This is a genomic window from Bowmanella yangjiangensis, assembly GCF_018531185.1.
Classification (GTDB): Bacteria; Pseudomonadota; Gammaproteobacteria; order Enterobacterales; family Alteromonadaceae; genus Bowmanella; species Bowmanella yangjiangensis.
Genome location: NZ_JAHDJU010000001.1, coordinates 559844 through 579515 on the forward strand (window position 1 = coordinate 559844; position 19672 = coordinate 579515).

General features: G+C 51.7%; 16 protein-coding genes. 11 read left to right on the plus strand and 5 right to left on the minus strand.

Going from position 1 to position 19672, the window contains the following annotated elements:
* Window positions 1–4: 4 nt before the first annotated feature.
* From KJY73_RS02610 to KJY73_RS02620, 3 genes are read right to left on the minus strand one after another with little or no spacing between them, the layout of a single operon-like run.
* Window positions 5–1003, minus strand: coding sequence for a hypothetical protein (locus KJY73_RS02610; RefSeq protein WP_214340045.1), 999 nt, complete (start codon window positions 1001–1003; stop codon window positions 5–7).
* Window positions 1000–4251 (minus strand): M1 family aminopeptidase, encoded by a 3252-nt coding sequence (locus KJY73_RS02615; RefSeq protein WP_214340047.1) that lies wholly within the window; start codon window positions 4249–4251, stop codon window positions 1000–1002. Before KJY73_RS02615 ends, KJY73_RS02610 begins: the two co-directional genes overlap by 4 nt.
* Window positions 4251–5126 (minus strand): ABC transporter ATP-binding protein, encoded by an 876-nt coding sequence (locus KJY73_RS02620; protein ID WP_214340049.1) that lies wholly within the window; start codon window positions 5124–5126, stop codon window positions 4251–4253. Before KJY73_RS02620 ends, KJY73_RS02615 begins: the two co-directional genes overlap by 1 nt.
* A 214-nt stretch (window positions 5127–5340) precedes the next feature.
* On the opposite strand from KJY73_RS02620, the gene KJY73_RS02625 reads away from it, so the two are divergent.
* From KJY73_RS02625 to KJY73_RS02640, 4 genes are all read left to right on the plus strand, one after another.
* The gene (locus KJY73_RS02625) at window positions 5341–6858 is read left to right on the plus strand and encodes a sensor histidine kinase (RefSeq protein ID WP_214340051.1); all 1518 of its coding nucleotides are present in this window, start codon (window positions 5341–5343) and stop codon (window positions 6856–6858) included.
* Entirely contained in the window at window positions 6855–7544 is a 690-nt protein-coding gene (locus KJY73_RS02630) for a LytR/AlgR family response regulator transcription factor (protein ID WP_214340053.1), read from the plus strand. The genes KJY73_RS02625 and KJY73_RS02630 overlap by 4 nt, the downstream gene beginning before the upstream one ends.
* A gap of 35 nt (window positions 7545–7579) precedes the next feature.
* Window positions 7580–8044 (plus strand): nuclear transport factor 2 family protein, encoded by a 465-nt coding sequence (locus tag KJY73_RS02635; RefSeq protein ID WP_214340055.1) that lies wholly within the window; start codon window positions 7580–7582, stop codon window positions 8042–8044.
* Window positions 8045–8120: 76 nt separating this feature from the next.
* Window positions 8121–9140, plus strand: a complete 1020-nt coding sequence (locus KJY73_RS02640; protein WP_214340056.1) for a hypothetical protein — start codon at window positions 8121–8123, stop codon at window positions 9138–9140.
* A 32-nt stretch (window positions 9141–9172) separates the two neighbouring features.
* Here KJY73_RS02640 and KJY73_RS02645 read toward each other — a convergent pair whose 3' ends face one another.
* Complete coding sequence (locus tag KJY73_RS02645) at window positions 9173–10060, minus strand: LysR family transcriptional regulator (RefSeq protein ID WP_214340058.1); 888 nt, start codon at window positions 10058–10060, stop codon at window positions 9173–9175.
* Window positions 10061–10153: 93 nt separating this feature from the next.
* On the opposite strand from KJY73_RS02645, the gene KJY73_RS02650 reads away from it, so the two are divergent.
* The 7 genes from KJY73_RS02650 to KJY73_RS02680 all read left to right on the plus strand — a co-directional run bounded on the left by KJY73_RS02650 (window position 10154) and on the right by KJY73_RS02680 (window position 18463).
* On the plus strand, window positions 10154–10777 hold the full coding sequence (locus KJY73_RS02650) for a class I SAM-dependent methyltransferase (protein ID WP_214340060.1): 624 nt from the start codon (window positions 10154–10156) through the stop codon (window positions 10775–10777).
* A 48-nt stretch (window positions 10778–10825) separates the two neighbouring features.
* The gene (locus KJY73_RS02655; protein ID WP_214340062.1) at window positions 10826–11740 is read left to right on the plus strand and encodes an ABC transporter ATP-binding protein; all 915 of its coding nucleotides are present in this window, start codon (window positions 10826–10828) and stop codon (window positions 11738–11740) included.
* A complete protein-coding gene (locus tag KJY73_RS02660) occupies window positions 11730–12731 on the plus strand; it encodes an ABC transporter permease (protein ID WP_214340064.1) in 1002 nt (333 codons plus the stop codon). The genes KJY73_RS02655 and KJY73_RS02660 overlap by 11 nt, the downstream gene beginning before the upstream one ends.
* Before the next feature lie 112 nt (window positions 12732–12843).
* Entirely contained in the window at window positions 12844–13581 is a 738-nt protein-coding gene (locus tag KJY73_RS02665) for an ABC transporter ATP-binding protein (protein ID WP_332874154.1), read from the plus strand.
* Window positions 13582–13587: 6 nt separating this feature from the next.
* Window positions 13588–15954 (plus strand): ABC transporter permease, encoded by a 2367-nt coding sequence (locus tag KJY73_RS02670; protein ID WP_214340066.1) that lies wholly within the window; start codon window positions 13588–13590, stop codon window positions 15952–15954.
* 15 nt (window positions 15955–15969) lie between these two features.
* Window positions 15970–17202 carry an efflux RND transporter periplasmic adaptor subunit gene (locus tag KJY73_RS02675; protein ID WP_214340068.1) on the plus strand — a complete coding sequence of 411 codons (1233 nt, stop codon included), beginning with the start codon at window positions 15970–15972 and terminating at the stop codon, window positions 17200–17202.
* Window positions 17203–17380: 178 nt separating this feature from the next.
* Window positions 17381–18463 carry a DUF2891 domain-containing protein gene (locus KJY73_RS02680; RefSeq protein ID WP_214340070.1) on the plus strand — a complete coding sequence of 361 codons (1083 nt, stop codon included), beginning with the start codon at window positions 17381–17383 and terminating at the stop codon, window positions 18461–18463.
* 69 nt (window positions 18464–18532) lie between these two features.
* Here the strand turns inward: KJY73_RS02680 and KJY73_RS02685 are convergent, their stop codons facing one another.
* Window positions 18533–19642 (minus strand): serine hydrolase domain-containing protein, encoded by a 1110-nt coding sequence (locus KJY73_RS02685; RefSeq protein WP_214340072.1) that lies wholly within the window; start codon window positions 19640–19642, stop codon window positions 18533–18535.
* Window positions 19643–19672: the final 30 nt, after the last annotated feature.

Here is a 19672-nt window from a genome sequence, read left to right on the forward strand (position 1 = left end):
AGGGTTATCTCGATAGCGCTTTTAACGCACGACGAATCTGCTTTTGGCAGGCTTTATCTTTGGTGATCGCAAGCGCACGCTGATAACTCTGCCTGGCGAGAGCCGGCTGGGCCATGGCCTCTGCCAGTTCGCCCTGTAGCAGAAGACTTTGCACATAGTCTTCGTCATAAACCTTATCTTCATTGAGTAAGCGGCTGATGGCTGCCATGCCCTGGGCTTTCTCGCCATAGCCCTGCAAGCTTAGATGGGCGCTCCATTGACAGGCATCCCGCCATTTGGGCAGCAAAGTCACATCGTAAGGCGTTAGCATACAGCTTTGGTAAAAACTCTGCTGTGCAGGCGCTTTTTGATCATAGGTAAGCTGCAACTGGGCCGCACGCTCCATCAATCGCAGGTTATCAGCAAATTCAGTTTTGACTTGTGTGATGAGTTGCTTGCCGGTTCGGCTGTCCTGGGTGTTTTGGGCAAAATCCATGGCGGCAACCAGATGATATTGCTGATCAAGGGTGGCCAGTTGGACAACCAATTGCTGGGCGGCCTCTTCATCCCATCCCCATAAATTCTCCCAGGCCAAGGCTTTGGCCGCTTCCAGCATGTATTTTGGCGTATTAGGCGCCAGTTCGTTGGCGCGCAGCATATGCTGCACATGTAAGTCGATATAGCCCAGCTTATTGATAAAACTGCTGTTTTCCTTTACTTCATACCACAGCCTGCCCGCCTGGTAGTGGGCTTCGGCACTGTCTGAGTAGCGTTTGGTCAGTGTATGTAGCTGCTCCTGCTGAATGTCGTCCTGGCGGGCAACGGCCAGCGCCGCCTGCCATATATCCTGCTGCAGAGGGGACAGACCCGGTGTTTTCAGCAGGTGTGCCAGTGTCTGGTAATCGCGCTGGAAATAGGCCGTTTTAACCCCGCTGAGTAGGTCTGTGTCGACCACTTCTGCCATGGTCACCTGGCTGCCAAGACAGCTTAGGGTGAACAGGATGGATATCTGATTTTTACTCATTGCACTGTGTCTCCAACCCTAGGGTTAAGTTCATCCAGCCATTGGGTGACAGCCACCGGCTGGGTAAATAGCCTCTCAATCAGCTCGCGCTGCCCTGGTGCTTCACGCAGTAAGGCCTGAACAAAGTCCAGCGAACTGGCAGGGCCGGCCGGGTAGCCGTGCTCGCGGCCTAAGGTTTTTAGTGCTTTGAGGATTGGCGCATCGCCCACTTCCTGGCGCAGCCTGGCAAAGACCAAGGTAGCGCGGGAATATTGGTCATAGTTCTGCTCGGCGCTGATAAGGCTGACCGGCGCTTCCCGTCGGCGGCTGTCGGCGGCCAGAAAACGTTCCCGCTCGTAGGCAACCAAGGCTTGCATGGCCGCCGGACTTTGATGCTGTTCCAGCATCACCAGCTCCACGTATTTGGCCAACGACTCCATCATAAAGGCGCTGTCTTGTTCGATACCATTGCCTAACCAGTGACCAAACCATTGATGGGCGGTTTCATGCACCGTTCGGCGGTAAGCCTGGCTGAAATCCTGCGAGTTGGTCTGCAGGGCGCGAAATCCTACCCGGCTGCCAATCAGCATTAACTGGGGCAGGGCATAGCCGGTGGGGCCTATATCTGGCTTTTCCACTAAGGTCAGTGTGCCACCGTTATAAGGGGCAATATGCTCAGATAAAAAGGCAACTGTGTCGGTCATGGCATCCAACGTCAGTGGAACATTGGCTTGATGCTGGGGTAAATGGGCAACCTGCAGTAAGGTGTTGCCAATTTGACGGCTGGAAAGCATTAACGGCGCCGCGATAAATCCCTGCAGATTGCGCACTGGCCTCAGGGTTTTAAACAACCGGTATTGCCTGCCATCCTGCTGCCAGCTTTTGACCAGCTCGCCCTGGGTAAAACTTTGATAGCCCGGTGGTGTGGAGAGGCGGGTTTCCATCTGGCTCCATTGATATTGGTCGAGTTGCTTGTCTCTGCCGCTAAGTCTGGCTTCGATACTTTGCTTTTGTGGTGTCGGCAAGCCCTGCTGACGGCGCAGATCTTGGTTACTGATCTGCCGAATGCTTTGGTAGCCGATGGAGGGGAAGTAAGGAATAGCACGTAAGTAATTGAAGTCCTTAGTCAGGATTTTATTGGGTGAAATGCTGCTGTAGCCGTTTTGCGCCAACGTCAGGGTAAAGTGCAAGGTTAAACTTTGCCCAGGTTGCAGGGCCTTGCTGAGTTTATAGATACGCTGTCCTTGTCTGGCATCATAGTCCACAGTTAGTTCGACTTCGGCTGGATGCGTCGAGTTCTCCCCTTGCATCAAGCTGATATGGCTAAGGGGGCTTCGCCAGTCTTCCCCGACCAGGATTTGATTAATGGCCTGCTGGTGGTGATTTTGCAGCCTATATTGTCCGTTAATCTGCACCTCACGCTTGTGTGGATAAAAGTCCACTTGAGTGGTGACCTTGCTTATCTGTGGCATGGGCAGACTGGCAAAGTGCTGATACTGGCGTTCATAGTCAGCCAGCAAGGCCGTGCGCTGTTTGGGTGTCAGGTAGTGGCCGTTTAGCTTAAGGCCGCTTTGGATAGTTAAAAACTGTTTGGCCAGCAAGGCAAGTAACAGGACCGCACTGAGTAAAACGGCTTTGTTGAACTGAAAACGCTGCTGGTTGTGTCCAGCCACCTGACTTGCCAGCAGCAAAAGCACGCCACCGACCAGTAACCAAAAGCAGGTAAATGCCCAAAATCCTTGAATGGTTGCCTGGTAACCCAGGTAGGCATCGGCAGGTTGTAAAGGGGTGGCAAATGGTCTGAATAGCGGATGATGCAGCCCCATTAATGCCGCCAGGGGGGTAAAGTGCAGCAGTACCAGCAGTAAAGACAGCAGCAACGCCAGCCAGCGTTTGCTTGTGCCAGCTTGAATGGCGAGGAAAACCAACCCTGCGGCGGCGAGTTGTAAACCGGCGTAGCAGATCATCTGCAGATAGTCAGTCCACTGCACGGGGCTCTGCTTTAGCCACTGACTGAGTGCGGCGGCCAGCACGGTCAGTAGTAAAAACACCAGTAACAGGGCGCACAAGCTAAGCACCCTGGCGGCGAGCCTGATGCTTTGCACAATAGGCAGCGCATCGACAATGCCGTCAATGCGGCATTGTCTGTCATGCTGATGCAAGGCGTCGCTGAAATAGAGCATCAGCGCACTACCAAATAGGGGGAGCATGTCCCACATTACCCGGTTAATGGCATCCAAGCTCAGCCCCTGTAAAACCGCTCTTTGCTCGGCATAATCCAAAGAGGGGTAAACCTCACCGACGACAATCAAGCACCAGATCAGGCCCGCCAACCAAATTACAGGCTTGCTGAGGACCTGCTGGATACCCAGCCGGGTGAGGGTTAACAGTTGTGTGGCTGGCTTCGGCGCGACAACAAAGAAATGCAGCAAAGACTTTGGTGCAGGGCTTGATTTCGCTGAGCCAGAAACATGTTTTGTCGGCACCAAAGCCGGTTTCTTGTTGCTCAGTGGCCGGATGGCCAGGCGAATGGCCAGTCCTGCTATTGCGCTGGCAAGCATCAGGATGAGCAGCCGATTGGTGATAATGATAAATTCATTCGGTTGTCTTTCCAGCAGCGCGGTCATGCCAAACCAATCAAAGTAGGACATGGCGCTGTGCAGCCAAGGGATGGGCAGCGTTGACGCGGCCATTAAGGGCGAGGCGCTGGCAACGGCTAGTATGCTATACAGTACGAACCAAACTAGCGCCGCAAGATAGACCAGTAACGTCGAGGTACTTAAGTTGCGCAGCAACCAGAATACCGCCACAAACAATAAGATGGCAGGCATTCCCACGACTAACTGCCAGGTTTGCAAGCTAATTGCGATATCGAGCTGACGGCCGATATCTGGAATGGTTTCGGCCCGGGTATTGAGGCCAATCTGTACCCCCAGGGCGGCCAATGCACCCAATATCAGTAGCTGCAGTATCAGGCCACTGACCTGAACCGCCTGTTGTTTAACCTGCGACAGGGACGTGGCGGCTGCAAGTTCTGTCATATTGTGGTTTATGGCCCGATAAAGGGAGAATACGGCAAGTAGCCCGCTGGCCCAGGGCAGCGCCATCATACTCAGTACGCCGATAAGATTGAGCTGATGGGCGTGGCTAAATAAGTCTGCTTGCTGGCTATAGCCTCGCCCAACAAAGATTCCCAGTAACAGAGCCAAGAGTATTAAGATACGCAGCAGCGGCTGGCGCAGGCAAAGGCTGAGTTCGTTCACTAGCATTATGCTGCCTCCAAGGTCAGACCATGCAGATGCATGAAATAGCAGTCCTGCAGACTTGCTGTCACTGGCTCAAACTGCTCTGCTGGAGAATGGTGACACAGCACTCTGGCCACCGGATTACCTAAATGCAGGCTTTGGCTGAGCAAATGACTGTTGCCCGGAAGATGGCCGGGCTCATGCAGGGGACCTTGCCAGATTTTGCCCTGCAAGGGGTGAAACAGGTTGTGGGTCTCACCGCAGGCGACGATAGTGCCGTTAAGTAAAATGGCGGTTTTGCCGCATAAGTGTTCAATGTCTTCCACTATATGGGTGGAGAGTAGTACCAGCCGGGACTGGGCAATGTCATGCAATAGTTGGTGCAGACGCAGGCGCTCAGCAGGATCCAGACCTGAGGTGGGTTCATCAAAAATCAGCACTTGTGGGTCACCTAACAGGGCCTGGGCAACGCCAAAACGTTGCAGCATGCCACCGGAAAAATGACTGGGTTGTCTGTGCGCGTGTTCGGTTAGATTGGTCAGCGCCAGAACCTGCTCAATTTGCTGGCGGCGGGTTTGTTTGTTTGAGAGTCCTTTCAATACTGCCAGATGTTCCAGCAGGGCTAAGCAGGAAATATGCGGATACACACCAAAATGCTGAGGCAGATAGCCTAATTTGCTACGCAGTAATTCGGGCATACGCAGCACATTCTGGCCATTAAATTCAACGCTGCCGCTATCCGGCGTCTGTAAGGTGGCAATAGTGCGCATCAGGCTGGATTTTCCGGCCCCATTGGGGCCAAGTAGGCCCATCATACCCACGCCCAACTGCAGGGAAACATCGTTCAGGGCTTTAGTACCGTCAGAGTAAGTTTTGTTGATGTGCGCAAGCGTTAGCATTGGTTTGGCTCCCAGGTTTTTACAGGCAGGTTAAGGAGCGTGGGGCTAGCTATAAAGGTATTGATGACAAACCAGCGGGTTTTCATGACATCCTTGATTTATCGGGGTAAATTGCCGTTTATCAGTAAAATTGGCCGGTTTGTCATGATTTAACTGACAGGCTACGCTGCTTTGCCAACTATAGGTACATTGTTACCGCCGAATAGTTCCTATTATGTCGAACGCTTTTCTTTCTCTGTTTCGCTCAGCTTTTTGGCCCCCAGTTTTGCCAGTGGTGGTGGCCGTTTTAATCGAAGCACTTATCCGTATCCATGGTTATGCAGCGGAAAATTACGACGACTATATTCAGCTGCGCGGTGGGGCAGGATTGTATCTGCAGACCTTACTGCAACTGATTCTGGAAAGCGTACCGCTGATGGTCGCCCAGTGCTGGGTGCTGCTACGCCCCGGGCCGCGAGGCATATTAGTCTGGGTCATGGGTTATTTACTGTATCCGGCTATAAGTCTGATGCTGCAGAGCAGCCAACCCGCATTTTCGACTTTGTTGTTTAGTGTACAGTTTTGGATTCTGGCTGCGGGGTTGTCACTGCTGTATTGGGGGCAGCGGGCCTACCAACTTGCTCAAGGTGTGCAAAGTGGTGCGTCCTGGTGGCGTTATATCTTGTCGTTGGATGCCGCTTTAGTGCTATGCCTTTTGAGCTGGGTGATATTGATGAGCGGCATGTTCGTTTATACCCCTGACCCTATGTATAACCAGCCTCTGGAGCCCAGGCTAGATCCAGTCCAGATGCTCAGGCAATGGCCGCTGACCTTATATTATGCCTGGCAGTTTTCGGTACTGGCCGCCGTGGTCTTTGCCTACTATTGGGTGAATCGCTATATCTTGATCCGCAGGGTATTAGCGACCCAGGGAGTGTATCTTTTCTTACTGTGTAGCGCGGCCTGGCTGCTATTGTCTTACCCCCTGTTCGGCACAATGGTGTTGCAAATGCCGCTTAATATAGCTGAACAGAGCTTACTGCCTTCGGAAAATCATCTTCCCTTTGACAGCATGAATTTGCTGGTCGCCGTTCTCATTTGGGCCTTTAGTACTCCGCTGATTCTGGCTTTTGAACGGCAACAAAATGCAAGGCAACTGGCCGAGCTTAGCCAGGAACAAAGCCAGGCGGAGCTGAAAATGTTGCAACAGCAGGTTAATCCACACTTTCTGTTCAATACGCTTAACAGCTTATATGCCCTGTGTCTGACGCAATCGGCTCAGGCCGCTCCAATGCTTTTAAAATTGGCAGACTTACTGCGTTATGTCGTATACCAGGGGCAGAATACCAAGGTGGCGCTGGGGGATGAGGTGGCTTATTTGCAGAACTATCTTGAGTTACAGGAGTTAAGGGTTGGCAAGCGCTGCCATGTCAAAACTGATATCCAGCTAGCTGATGGGGACTGGCACGTTGCCCCTTTGCTGCTGATTATGCTGGTAGAAAATGCCTTTAAACATGGTGTCGAGGTCAGCCAGGATAGTTGCGATATTGAACTCGCTCTGAAAATGGACGGCGATCGGCTGGTTTTCGTTTGTAGTAATAGTTTGCCGAAGGATTACCAGCTCAATCAGAAAGGTGGCATTGGCCTTGTTAACCTAAAGCGGCGCCTACAACTGGGATACCCAGGGGAATATAGTTTGCATAGCGTAGCGCAGGGCCACCGATGGGTCGCCAGGCTGGAGATTAGGTTATGAAAACCCTGCTAATTGACGATGAGCCCTTGGCCCATGAAGTATTGTTGCATCATAGTCGCGAGCATGCCGATGTTGAGATTGTTGGCCAATGCTTTAATGCCGCCGAGGCATTGGCGTTTTTGGCCAACCAGCAAGTCGACCTGATTTTTCTGGATATCAATATGCCGGTGCTATCAGGGTTGGAGATGCTGAAAGTGCTCGCCAATAGCCCGCAGGTGGTGCTCTGTACAGCATATCAGGAACATGCTTTGGCAGGCTTTGAGTTGGATGTGACTGACTATCTGCTCAAACCTGTCAGTGCCGAACGTTTTGCCTTGGCACTAGATAAAGTGCGCCGCCGGGCGAATGAGGAAGGACAGAGTACTCAAACCACTGTGGCCAGCCATATAGTGATTAGGGTAGACAGGGAAGATCGCAAGATTGAACTGGAAAAAGTGCAGTGCTTTGAAGCCTATGGCAACTACGTAAAAGTATGGCTGGATGATAACTGCTGGTTGACTGCTGCCACCCTTAAGCATTTTGTGGAATCTTTACCTGAGGATAGGTTTGTACAGGTGCATAAATCTGTTTTGGTGAATAAAGCTATGGTCGTGGCCAAAGACAATGAGGGCCTGACTTTGCAAAGTGGTAAACGAGTAAAAATTGGCAAGGCCTTCAGGCAAAACTGTCTGGCAATGCTGACCTGAAGATAGTTTGAGATATTTGCTGTGGAGATTGGAAAATGCGTCATTTTATTGGTTGTGTTTGTTTATTGAGTACATTTGTGGCGGTTGCCATGGATAAACAGCCATTAGCGGAACAAGGGCCGGTTGCGCCGGTCAATGCCTTATTTGATGCCATGCGGGCACACGAAGCTGACAATATCAGAGCGCAGTTTAGTCAGGGCGCGCAGTTACAGCGGGTAAAAACGGATGGCCAGGTGGTGTTGTCTGATATTGATAAGTTCGCTGACAGTATCGCCGCCCATAAGGCGTATTTGGATGAGCAGTTATTGTCGGTGACGGTTAAGCAGTCGGGAAATCTTGCCAGCGTTTGGACGCCCTTTGCCTTTTATGTGGACAACCAGCTAAGCCACTGTGGAGTCAATCATTTTGTGGTGGTAAATACGGCGGGAGGATGGCGAATTCAGCACCTGATTGATGTAACCCATGACGGAGATTGTCAGGCCTTTATTGCAGAGCATTGATATTTAAAGGCGACGTGATGCCTGGTGACTTCAGACCAAGCAACATTCATTGAAAATGAAGCATCGGAGTAGATTGATGCGCATAAGGACGCGATGTGTTTCGTCGTTATGGCTGTTATTGGTTGCCTCATATTGCAATCTGGCAGTTGCCGAGACGTCACTAAGTCTTACAGACAAAATTTCCATGGCCACTGAGGCGTTAGCGCAAGGGGATAGCAGCGTAGCCGGTCAACTTATTCAAACTGAGACAGCCGAGCCAAACTATGCCTTGTTGCAACTGGAAATCCTCTATTGGTTGGAACAACGCGAATCTGACCAAGCGATAGACAAGCTCCGCGCATTTGAGCAGTTGTATCCGTTACGGGCGGATACCTTTGCGTTTTCCTCAGAGGTGTGGCGCTCCATAGGTCATCAGGTCAACATTTTTGCCAAATCGGGTTACTACAAAAAGGCGGTAGCAGCCAAAATAAAGGCTGGGCAACTGGCTCCGGATAATCCGCGCTACATGACTTTGGCGGCCTCTGCACTGGGGCAGGCAGACAACTACGGTGGTGACAAGGCGGCAACACAGCCACTGACCGAGCGGATAGTGGAGCTGGATAAAAAATGGGGGTACATCGCTCGTATTAATCTGGCGCAGAATAATGATGAATATACGCAGGGCAGAGTCTTGGCTGCACAAGCGGTTGCAGAGTTTGGTCAGGACTTTGATATATTGGAGAGAGTCGGTCAATTTCATTGGACTCTGGGCGAATACAACGAGGCGCAGTACCATTTTCTGCAAGCTTGTAAAAACCGCCCCAGTGATGAGTGGCATCTGCAGATCAAATGGCAGAATGCCTGTTATCTGGTTGGCGAATTTGCAAGAGAGAAACAGATTGGGCTTAAAAATGCTGTCGAAGCTTTGACCATCTTGTTGAGTGTGCATACTTTGCCAACGGAGAGTAACTTAGCCAGTGCCAATTTGCTTTTGGCCATTGCCAGTCCTGAACAAGCGTCCCCGGCAATAGGCATGTTGTCCCGTATCTTGAATGAGTCTGCCGACAAGGAACTAAAGAGAAAGGCTAGGAAGGCTCTGCAAGGGGTAAAAAACTAAATTCAAGCCGTTAACACAACCCATATAGATATTTAGTTTCCTAGCGCGTCCGCCAGGAAATCAAATACCAGGCGCAAACGAGCACTGGTATGTAACTCTCGGTGAATCACCAGCCATAATTCGATCTCAAAAGCAGCCATATCCGGGAGAGCCCTCTCCACATCAGGATCGCTGTCACCTACATCCTCTGTCATAAAACCCAGTCCAGCACCCTGCTTGACCAGTTGCCACTGCACTAAATGGTTGGCAACCACCAAAGGGAAGTTATCCGCTGCTAAGGTAAACCCAAGCTTATGCAGCTCATCACGCATCACGTTGTTGTGTTCAAAAGCCAGGAAATCAGCATCGTTAAGATCGTCAGGACAGGTACGTTTAGTGAAACCTTGCAGATAGCTTTTGGCCCCATAAAGATGGGCTCGAATATTGGTCAGCTTGCGGGCAATCAAATCCTGTTGGGTGGGGCGATAGGCACGAATAGCGATATCTGCCTCACGGCGCAACAAGTCGCTACTCTCATTGGTGGCAATCAGCTCGACAATGATGCCCGGCGCATGTTGGCGTAATTTGCTGAGTACGGGAGACAACATATAAGCAGCGGTTGTTTCGGCAGCGCTAATACTGACCTTGCCCGTCACGCTCTGGGCATGGCCTCCGGCTGCGACAGATAAGCGGGCTGCCGCGTCATCCATGGCCTGAACATGCTCTAGCAGGGCATGCCCACTTGGGGTTAACAACAATCCGCGCGCAGTGCGCTCAAATAAGGTGGTACCAAGCTGTTTTTCCAGCGCACTGATCTGACGACCCAGAGTGGGCTGGGTCATTGCCAGTAACCTGGCTGCGGAAGAAAAGGAACCTTGTTCCGCCGTCACCAGAAATACTTTGGCGTGATTCCAGTCAAAAGGTTGGGGTTGCTGAGCCATGCATTTTTGCATATCGGTAGTGAATTTTTCGCCATTCTAACCCTTTATTTGCATAGCTTATGATGGGTTTTTGTAAACAAATACGAGGGAACTATGCAGGAGAGCGTCAGATTCTGGGACAAGGTCGCACAGAAATATGCCAAAAGTGCGATTTCCGATATGCCGTCTTATGAGCATAAGTTGGAAGTTAGCCGCCGCTACTTTACGCCCGATAGCCATTTGCTGGAACTGGGGTGTGGCACTGGCTCCACGGCACTTTTGCATGCGCCTTATGTGGCGCACATTCTGGCGACGGACATTTCGGCCAATATGCTCAATATCGCCAGACAGAAAGCGGCTGACCAGCAAATCAGCAATGTTAGCTTTGTGCAGGGAAATTGCGACCAGCTCAACCCGAAGATGCCACTAGATGCCGTTTTGGCACTTAACCTGTTGCATCTGGTAGATGACCGGGCTGCAGTCATCCGTGATGCCTACCGTTGGCTGAAGCCGGGCGGGGTGTTTATTACCAGCACGGCCTGTTTGGGAGACAGTGCGTGGCGCTATATCAAGTGGGTTGCTCCGCTGGGCCGCTTGCTTAGATTAATGCCGCCGGTATTTGTATTCACGCAGGCCGCCTTTGAACAAAGCTTGAAAGAGGCCGGGTTCGAGATTGATTACCTGTGGCGCCCGGAAAAATTTCCCAGCGTTTTTATAGTGGCGAAAAAGCCAGCATAACTGTTACTTTGTTAATCACGTTATTCAGTTCGATATTCAGGGAGTCAGATGTCAGCTTTTATCCAGGTTAACAACCTGCGTAAGTCCTTCAAGAAGCTGGAAGCCGTAAAAGGTATCAGTTTCTCAGTGCCAAAGGGCATATGTTTCGGCCTGCTCGGGCCGAATGGCGCGGGCAAAACCACCACCATTGAAATGATGGAGGGGATTGTAGATTTTGATGGTGGCGAGATTCTTTACGATGGCGAACCGCTTAATCGTGCCATGAATCAGCGCATCGGCATTCAGTTTCAGCACACCGCCTTGCAGGATTACCTCAGTGGCCGTGAGTGTCTGAGTATGTTTGCCAGCTTTTACAGCCATGCCTTGGATGTTCAGCATTTGATCGAGCTTTGTCAGTTGGAAGATTTTGCTGAGCAGGACCATCGCAAACTATCCGGTGGTCAGAAGCAACGCTTATTGCTGGCTATCGCGCTGGTCAACGATCCGCAGATTCTGTTTTTGGATGAACCCACCACAGGTTTAGATCCGCATGCCAGACGTAACTTCTGGGATCTGATTAACCGTATCAAGGCCCTGGGCAAAACCATTGTGCTGACCACGCATTATATGGATGAAGCTGAGTACTTGTGTGATGACATTGCGATTATGGACAAGGGCCAGATTATTGCCCGCGGTGCGCCACGCGACTTGCTTGCCGAACATTTTAAAGGCGTGCTGATTCGTCTGCGCCAGCAACAGTTACCTGAAGCAGTTATAGCCGCATGTCATCCTCGTCAGGATGGGGCCTACTGGTTTATTAACACCGATAAAGTGGAACAAACACTGAAATTACTGGTTGAGGAGCAAGTGGAGCTGGACGGTTTACATGTTAAATCTGCCAACCTCGATGATTTGTTCTTAAAACTCACGGGTCATGGCTTGCAAGGCGCACCAGAGCAATTGGAGGTGGCCGATGTTAAGTAGGTTTTGGGCGGTATTTAAGTCCCGTAATCTGGAGTTTTTCCGCGACCGCTCGTCGCTGGGCTGGAACCTGGCCTTTCCTTTGTTACTGGTGGTGGGCTTTGCTTTTATTTTCAGTGGTGATGGCCGCGCAGCATATAAAATTGGTCTGGTGGGCGAGGGGGGCGACAACGGTTTTTTCCACCTGAAACATGTGGAATATGTGGCATATGACGATCTGGCACTGGCGCAGCAAAAACTGCAGCAGCATCAACTGGACTTACTGGTGGAACCGGCCAGTCAGACCTATTGGGTTAATCGCAGTTCGCCGCAGGGCTATTTTGCCAGTGAGCTTTTGACGGGCAAGTTACCTGATTATCAACGTCAGGAACTGGATGGCCGGGAAATCCGTTACCTGGATTGGGTACTACCGGGCATTCTGGGCATGAATATGATGTTTTCCAGCCTGTTTGGGGTCGGTTATGTGATTGTTCGTTATCGCAAAAGCTCGGTGCTAAAGCGCCTGAAGGCTACGCCGTTGCGGGCGGTGGAATTCCTGGCTGCACAGATCTTGTCCCGACTGTTTATTGTACTGAGCATCACCAGCTTTGTGTTTATTGCCTGCAACAGCCTGTTTGATTTTTACATGCTGGGTAGCTATCTGGATTTGCTCTTGGTCACTGCATTGGGTGCCGCATCTATGATTGCGCTGGGTTTACTGATGGCCAGCCGCAGCCAGAGTGAAGAGCTGACCGGAGGGTTGCTGAATCTGATTAGCTGGCCGATGATGTTGCTGTCCGGGGTGTGGTTTTCCCTGGAAGGGGCGCCACAGGCCATCCAACAAGTCGCGCAGTTATTGCCATTAACCCATTTGCTTGAAGCGGCCAGGGCCATTATGAACGACGGTGCTGGGCTGGCAGAGATTCAATACCACTTATGGGCATTATTGCTAATGACCCTGGTATTTATGGGACTAGGCGCCTTGTTGTTCCGCTGGCAGGGCGAAGGCCGCTAGGCGCATTTTTATTGTTGTCTAGTTGTTGTTTCAGAACAAGTTTTTACAGGATAGCTTTATAAATTTTAAGTAAAAGGCCGTATGATGCAGGGACTATCAGTGGAGGATTGTTGTGAGCGACAGCGCTTTGCAAAACCTGGATTTATCCCTGCCTGCTTTTGCTATGCAGGGGCTGACCAAAGTATTTGGTAGTGGCCCCAGTCGGGTTGAGGCACTGCGTGGTGTTGACCTGACTATACCTGCCGCCGAGCTGGTGGTACTGCTTGGCCCTTCCGGTAGTGGCAAATCTACCTTATTGAATATTCTGGGGGGCCTGGATAGTGCAACGTCCGGTTCCCTGTCTTATTTCAATCTGGATCTGGCTGCCATGGATGAAAGCCAGCTTACCCAGTACCGCCGTCAGCACATTGGTTTTGTCTTTCAGTTTTACAACCTGATGCCCAGTCTCACGGCACTAGAGAATGTGCAATTAGTGACCGAGATTGCCGAGAGTCCGATGGATGCAGCAGAGGCGCTGGCCATGGTGGGGCTGGAAAATCGTCAGGATCATTTCCCGGCTCAGTTGTCTGGCGGTGAGCAGCAAAGGGTCGCTATCGCCCGCGCTATTGCTAAAAGGCCCAGGGTGTTGTTTTGTGATGAACCTACCGGCGCACTGGACAGTAAAACCGGCCGTACCGTATTGAATGTGTTGCAGGAGGTGAACCGTGAGCTTGGGACCACCATTCTGATTGTGACGCATGCCGCCAGTACAGCGGCAATGGCGCATCGGGTGATACATTTTGCCGACGGGCGGATCAGCAAAGAGGTCGAGAACGATCAGGTGCTGTCCGCTGCCGACATTGACTGGTAACTGTTGATGCTGGCCTCGCTGGATCAAAAATTACTACGAGATTTATGGCTCGTCAGAGGTCAGGCGCTGGCGATTGCGGTAGTCATGGCATTTGGCGTGATGCTGATGGTGATGATGGATGGCCTGATCAACTCCCTCAGTGAAACCAAGCGCAGTTATTACGAACGTTATCGGCTGGCTCAGGTGTTCGCGCCGGTCAAACGTGCCCCCAAGCATCTGTTGCAACAAATTTCTCATTGGCCCGATGTCACCGCTGTGGAAGGCCGAATAAACGGCGGCGCACTGATTAACCTGCCGGATGAAACTATTCCTATCCGTGCCCAGGCCGTGTCGCTACCTGATTACCGAGCACCCAGACTCAATGATGTTTATCTGGCCGAAGGACGGCGACTGGATCCCACCCACAAAAATGAAATTTTGCTGTTGCAAGGTTTTGCCAATGCCAGAGGGATTAAACCTGGTGACCATCTGACCGCAACACTGAACGGCACCAGGCGTAGTTTCCATGTGGTGGGACTGGCACAGGCCCCCGAGTTTCTCTATACCCCGGCGCCAGGGGAAATTGTCCCGGATGACAAACGTTTTGCGGTGTTCTGGATGAGTGAGGATGCACTGGCCGCAGCACTGGATATGGATGGCGCCTTTAATGAAGTTTTGCTGACATTGCCGCTGGGGGCCAACAGCGCGCATATCCTCCATCAACTTGACCAGTTGCTGATGTCCTATGGGGCGCTGGGCGCTTATACCCTGGATGATCATCTTTCTAACCGCTTTATCAGTGAAGAAATACAGCAACTGGCAAACTCAAACCAGGTTGTACCCCCCGTGTTTATGGGGGTGGCGGCGTTTTTACTTTATATAGTCATATCGCGTATGGTGCAGTCTGAGCGCGAGCAGATAGGCCTGCTTAAAGCCTTCGGTTACACCGGCTGGGAAATCAGCCTGCACTACCTGAAGTTTGTGCTGCTGATTGCCATTTTGGGCGCACTATTGGGCTGCGTATTAGGGGTGTTGGGGGGACGCGGTTTAAGTGGGGTCTATCAGCTTTATTATAAATTTCCCTTTTTGCTGTTTAGGCTGGACCCGGCCACGGTTATCAGCTCTTTGCTGGTGTCGATCATGGTGGCTTGTACCGGCGCTGCGTGGGTAGTGCAGCGGGTGTTTGCTTTGACTCCGGCACAGGCTATGCGCCCACCAACGCCCACGGATTTCAGCACCAGTCTGCGCTTTGGGCAAGGGTTGCTGGCCAAATTTGACCAGCCTACCCGTATGGTGCTGCGTACTCTTAATCGCCATCCGTTGAAAACCTTGATGTCGATAAGTGGCATCGCCTTAGGGATGGCCCTGTCGGCCGGTATGTTGAACGTGTTGAGTGCCTTTGACCGCACCTTGGCATTTAGCTTTGAGCAAGTCGATCGCAGCGATCTCAATGTTAGTTTTGTTGAGCCGTTAGGCCCGGACAGTCTGTATTACCTGGCGCGTTTACCCGGTGTACTGGCGGTGGAAGGTGTGCGCGATGTACCAGCGATTTTTCATTTTGGCCGCGAGCGCTATCGGGGCGCCGTTACGGCACTGGCGCCAGCAGCGCAATTGTTCCGGGCGCTGGATAAACATAGCCAGCCGATTGCTTTGCCACAGCAGGGCATAGTGTTATCCAAAGCCCTGGCGGGTCAGTTAAAGGTGCAAACCGGGGATACGCTGCTCGTGGATATTCGTCAGGGACGTCGGCCTAAATTACCGATACAAGTGGCTGCTATAGCTGAAACTATGACCGGCGCGCCTGCCTATATGGATCTCAACGCCCTTAACCGCTTGATGTTTGAGCCCGGCCGGGTGAGTGGCGCCCATTTACGAATTGATATGCACCATGCGCAAGACTTGTATGCCAAGCTCAAAGATATGCCGGCCATTGCCAGCGTAAACCTGAAAAATCAAAGCCGCCAGGCAATGGAAAAAATGATGGATGAAGGGGCTGGCGCAACCCGCTATGTGATGATGATTATTGCCGCCGTTATTACCTTTGGCATTGTGTATAACAGCGCCAGAATCGCCTTTGCCGAACGGGCCCGTGATCTGGCCAGTTTGCGGGTAATGGGGCTGACTAAAAGTGAAGCGGCCTTTGTACTGTTGGGCGAGTTGGGCATTATTACGTTGCTGGCTATTCCATTGGGCTGTGCTTTTGGCTATGGCTTATCCGCCCTGATCTCGGCAGGCTTCAGTAATGATTTGTATCAGGTGCCTGTTACTGTGGTGCCTACCGCTTATGGCAATGCTGCCATTGCCGTGCTGCTGGCAGCGCTGGGATCCGGTTTTTTGATCAAGCGCGATTTGGATCGACTTGATTTGGTTGGAGCTTTAAAAACACGTGAATAAACAGCGAGTAACAGGATGACAACGAAGAGAGGATCACGCCACTGGTTGAGTTGGGCGGCGTTGCTTGTGGTGGCGTTATTGCTGGCTACGGCTTTCTGGCCGCAAGCCGTGCCTGTGGATATGGGCAAAGTCAGCCGGGAAGCCCTGCGCATCACCATAAACGAAGAAGGGCGCACCCGGGTACACGACGCTTATGCGGTATCGGCGCCGGTAACGGGGCGTTTGCTGCGGGTTGAAGCTGAGCCGGGAGATAAGGTGGAAGCTGACAAAACCGTTATCGCCCATATTCTGCCATTGGACCCGGCATTATTGGATATTCGCACCCTGGAACAAGCACGAGCGGCGGTGGATGCTGCCAATGCCGCGCTGCGTATGAGTAAAGCGGATTTAAATAAAGCCTTCGCCGACGAGCAGTTGGCGCGCAGCGAACAGCTGCGTTTGCAAGAGTTGTTGGCCAGCGGCGGGGTGAGCCAATCAGCCTATGATGTGGGCGTGCGGCAGTTGCGGGCGGCCTCCGCATCGCTGGATACCGCCAAAGCCGCGGTGTCACTTCGGGAGGCGGAGTTGGCTAATGCCAGGGCCAGATTAGTAGGGTTTGATGGTGGCCAGTCTGGTACCTCGCTCCCCTTAGCGGAGCACGCTTCACCTTTTGCTATTAAGGCACCTATTGATGGGCAAGTGCTGCAACTACTGCAAAAAAGCGAGACTATCGTCAGTGCAGGCACACCTATTATGGAAATCGGTGATATAGGCAATGATTTGGAAGTCATAGTTGAGCTGCTGTCCACTGATGCGGTAAAAGTTGAGCCGGGTAATCAGGTGATTATCGATAGCTGGGGCGGGCCGCAGCAGCTTGAAGGCGAAGTGGTGCGGGTTGAGCCTTGGGGCTACACCAAGTACTCGGCCTTAGGTGTTGAAGAGCAGCGGGTATTGGCGCTGATTCGTTTTACCGGGCCATCAGAGCCACGACAAAAGCTCGGTCATGGTTATCGGGTTGAGGTAAAAATTGTGCTCTGGCAACAACAGGATGCGTTGTCATTGCCATCCAGTGCATTGTTCCGCCAAGGCGAGCAATGGATGGTATTTAAGGTGGTCAAAGACAAAGCCCGTTTAGTGCCGGTCACTGTAGGTTATAACAACGGCACCCGTGCACAGTTGATTAGTGGCTTAAACCAGGATGATGTGGTGATACTCTACCCAGGGCCTGAATTAGTCGATGGTATGAAGGTTCAACCCCGGGTTAATTAGTAAAGCAGGCTTCCCGCGGACCGATTTATCCGTGCTCTGGGAGTCGCTTGGTTCGATAGTTTGTAAACAGTCTGTTTGCCTGGTGCATTTTATTTAAAATGCACCGCCGGGCTCAGTGCTTGTTACTATCCCTACCTTTTGCCATAGTAACTGCTTATTTCCCTGCGCAGATTATTCCATGTTACGAAAACTCGCTTGCGCACTGTGGTTAGGTGCCGGATTTTTAGGGCAAACCGCCAGTGCCGACACCCCAAAGTTAACCCTCGAAGAAGCCAACCGGCTAGCGGCCATGCCGCTGCATTGTATGCAAACCGAATACCCTAACAAGCTTAATCAGGTGCTGGCTGATGCCACTTATCTGCAAGGGCCCAAAGCACTGCATCCCGCTTTTTACGGCTGCTTTGACTGGCATTCCAGTGTGCATGGCCATTGGATGCTGGTGAATCTGCTGCGCCATTTCCCTGATCTGGCCAATCAACAGGACATACGTCAGAAACTGTTGGAAAATATCTCGGCAGAGAATATCAAGGCCGAAGTGGCGTATTTCTTTATGCCGCAAAATAGCACTTTTGAGCGCACTTATGGTTGGGCCTGGCTGTTGAAGCTGGCGGAAGAGCTGCGCAAATGGGACGACCCCCTGGCACGTAAATTGGAGCAAAATCTGCAGCCGCTGACCGACCTGATGGTGGCCAAATACCTGGAGTTTTTACCTAAACTGATTTATCCCATTCGTACCGGTGAACACCCTAACACTGCCTTCGGTTTATCCCTGGCCTATGACTATGCAGATACTGTGGGCGACCAGCCACTAAAAGCGCTGATAAGCCAGCGGGCTAAAGATTGGTTTGCCAATGACAGCCAGTGCCCCTTAAGTTGGGAGCCTAATGGTTTTGATTTCCTTTCGCCCTGTTTTCAGGAACTGGATGTGATGCGTAAGGTACTGGATAAACCGGCATTCAGCGCCTGGCTGGATAAATTCCTGCCGCAGCTGGCGCAAAAAGACTTTGTGCTGGAAACGGCCAAAGTCAGCGATCGCGCCGACGGTAAGTTGGTGCATCTGGACGGTCTGAACTTCAGCCGTGCCTGGTGTTTGTATGGACTGGTAGGCGAGTTTCAGCAAAAGTATGGGCATTTGCGCCCGACTGCCGATGCCCACGTGCGCCATTCGTTACCGGCCATTGTTGATGGCAATTACGAAGGCACCCATTGGCTGGGCAGTTTTGCGGTTTATGCGCTGCAGCAGGCCGGGCAACTAAACTGACAACTAGCTTTCAGGCTGCGTTGCACCGACATAATTGCGGTGCATGTGGCCTTTTTGACCTAAAGCCAGTTAATCTTGCTGGTTCAGGTCGGTCAGGGTTTTGAGTAGCGCTGAAAGGACAGTTTTAAAGCCATCAGTGTCCGAATAATTCATATGCAAGACCAGACTGGTGTCGGTTGCTGGTATATAAAACGCGGCACTTAAATAACCATCTGCTGCACCGGTGTGGCCTAGTACTTTTACGCCTGTTCTGGACGTAAAAATTTCTAACCCATAGCCCTGAGACATACGTGCCGACACTTCAATGGCGTCTGTTTGCATCTGTTTTCCCACCTCATCAAGCGCCCCTGCCGGGCTGAATAATAGGCGCAACCATTTATCCAGGTCTGCCGCGGTGGCCAGCATACCGCCATCCGGGCCGGAATTTTCACGCCATTCATAGGTATCCACCCAGGGAAATAGCGCCGAGCCCCAGGGGGTGATGGGGGCGCCATAACCATGGATAACATCCCCTGGTGGGAAACGGGCGCTGTAATAGGTATGTTGCAAGGTATATGGCACGAATAACTGCTCATGAAGTATCTGGCTCACAGGTTGATGCCAGACCGTTTCCAGTACCAATGCCAGTACCTGATAATTGGTATTGGAATAGCTGTATGCCTGCCCTGGTGCCTGTTCGGCATCTTCACCTGCAATACTGTCCAGCACCAGTCTGGGGGTTATCTCGGCTTGCTTATCCCAGTCAAATAAGTAGAACCACAGCGAATAGTAATCTGGCAGGCCGGAAGTATGGTTTAACAACTGCCTTACGCTGGGGTGATGGGCGGCCGGTAGTTTTTCCTTAGCCCAGTCGGGCAGGTAACGGGTGGCTGGCTGGTCAAGTTCCAGTCCCTGCTGTTTGACGGCAAGCAGTGTCAGCGCCGCAAGGTAGGTTTTAGTGATACTGCCGGTTCTTAAGGTGAAGTCAGCCTGCATAGCCAGCTTGGTTTTGGTGTTTGCCAGCCCTGTTGCCTTCTGGTAGGAAAAGTGTGGTGCTGTTACATAGAGAATGGCACCAGGCGAGATCTCCTCAGTCTGCAACAATATGCCGTCGAGTTTCTCATTCAGGCCCTGGCTGGCGGCGAGGGGAAAACTTAACGCCAACAAGGCTATGTTCAGTGGTTTTAAAGACCTAAGCATGGAGTTCCGGTGGTTGATAAATATCTTGGT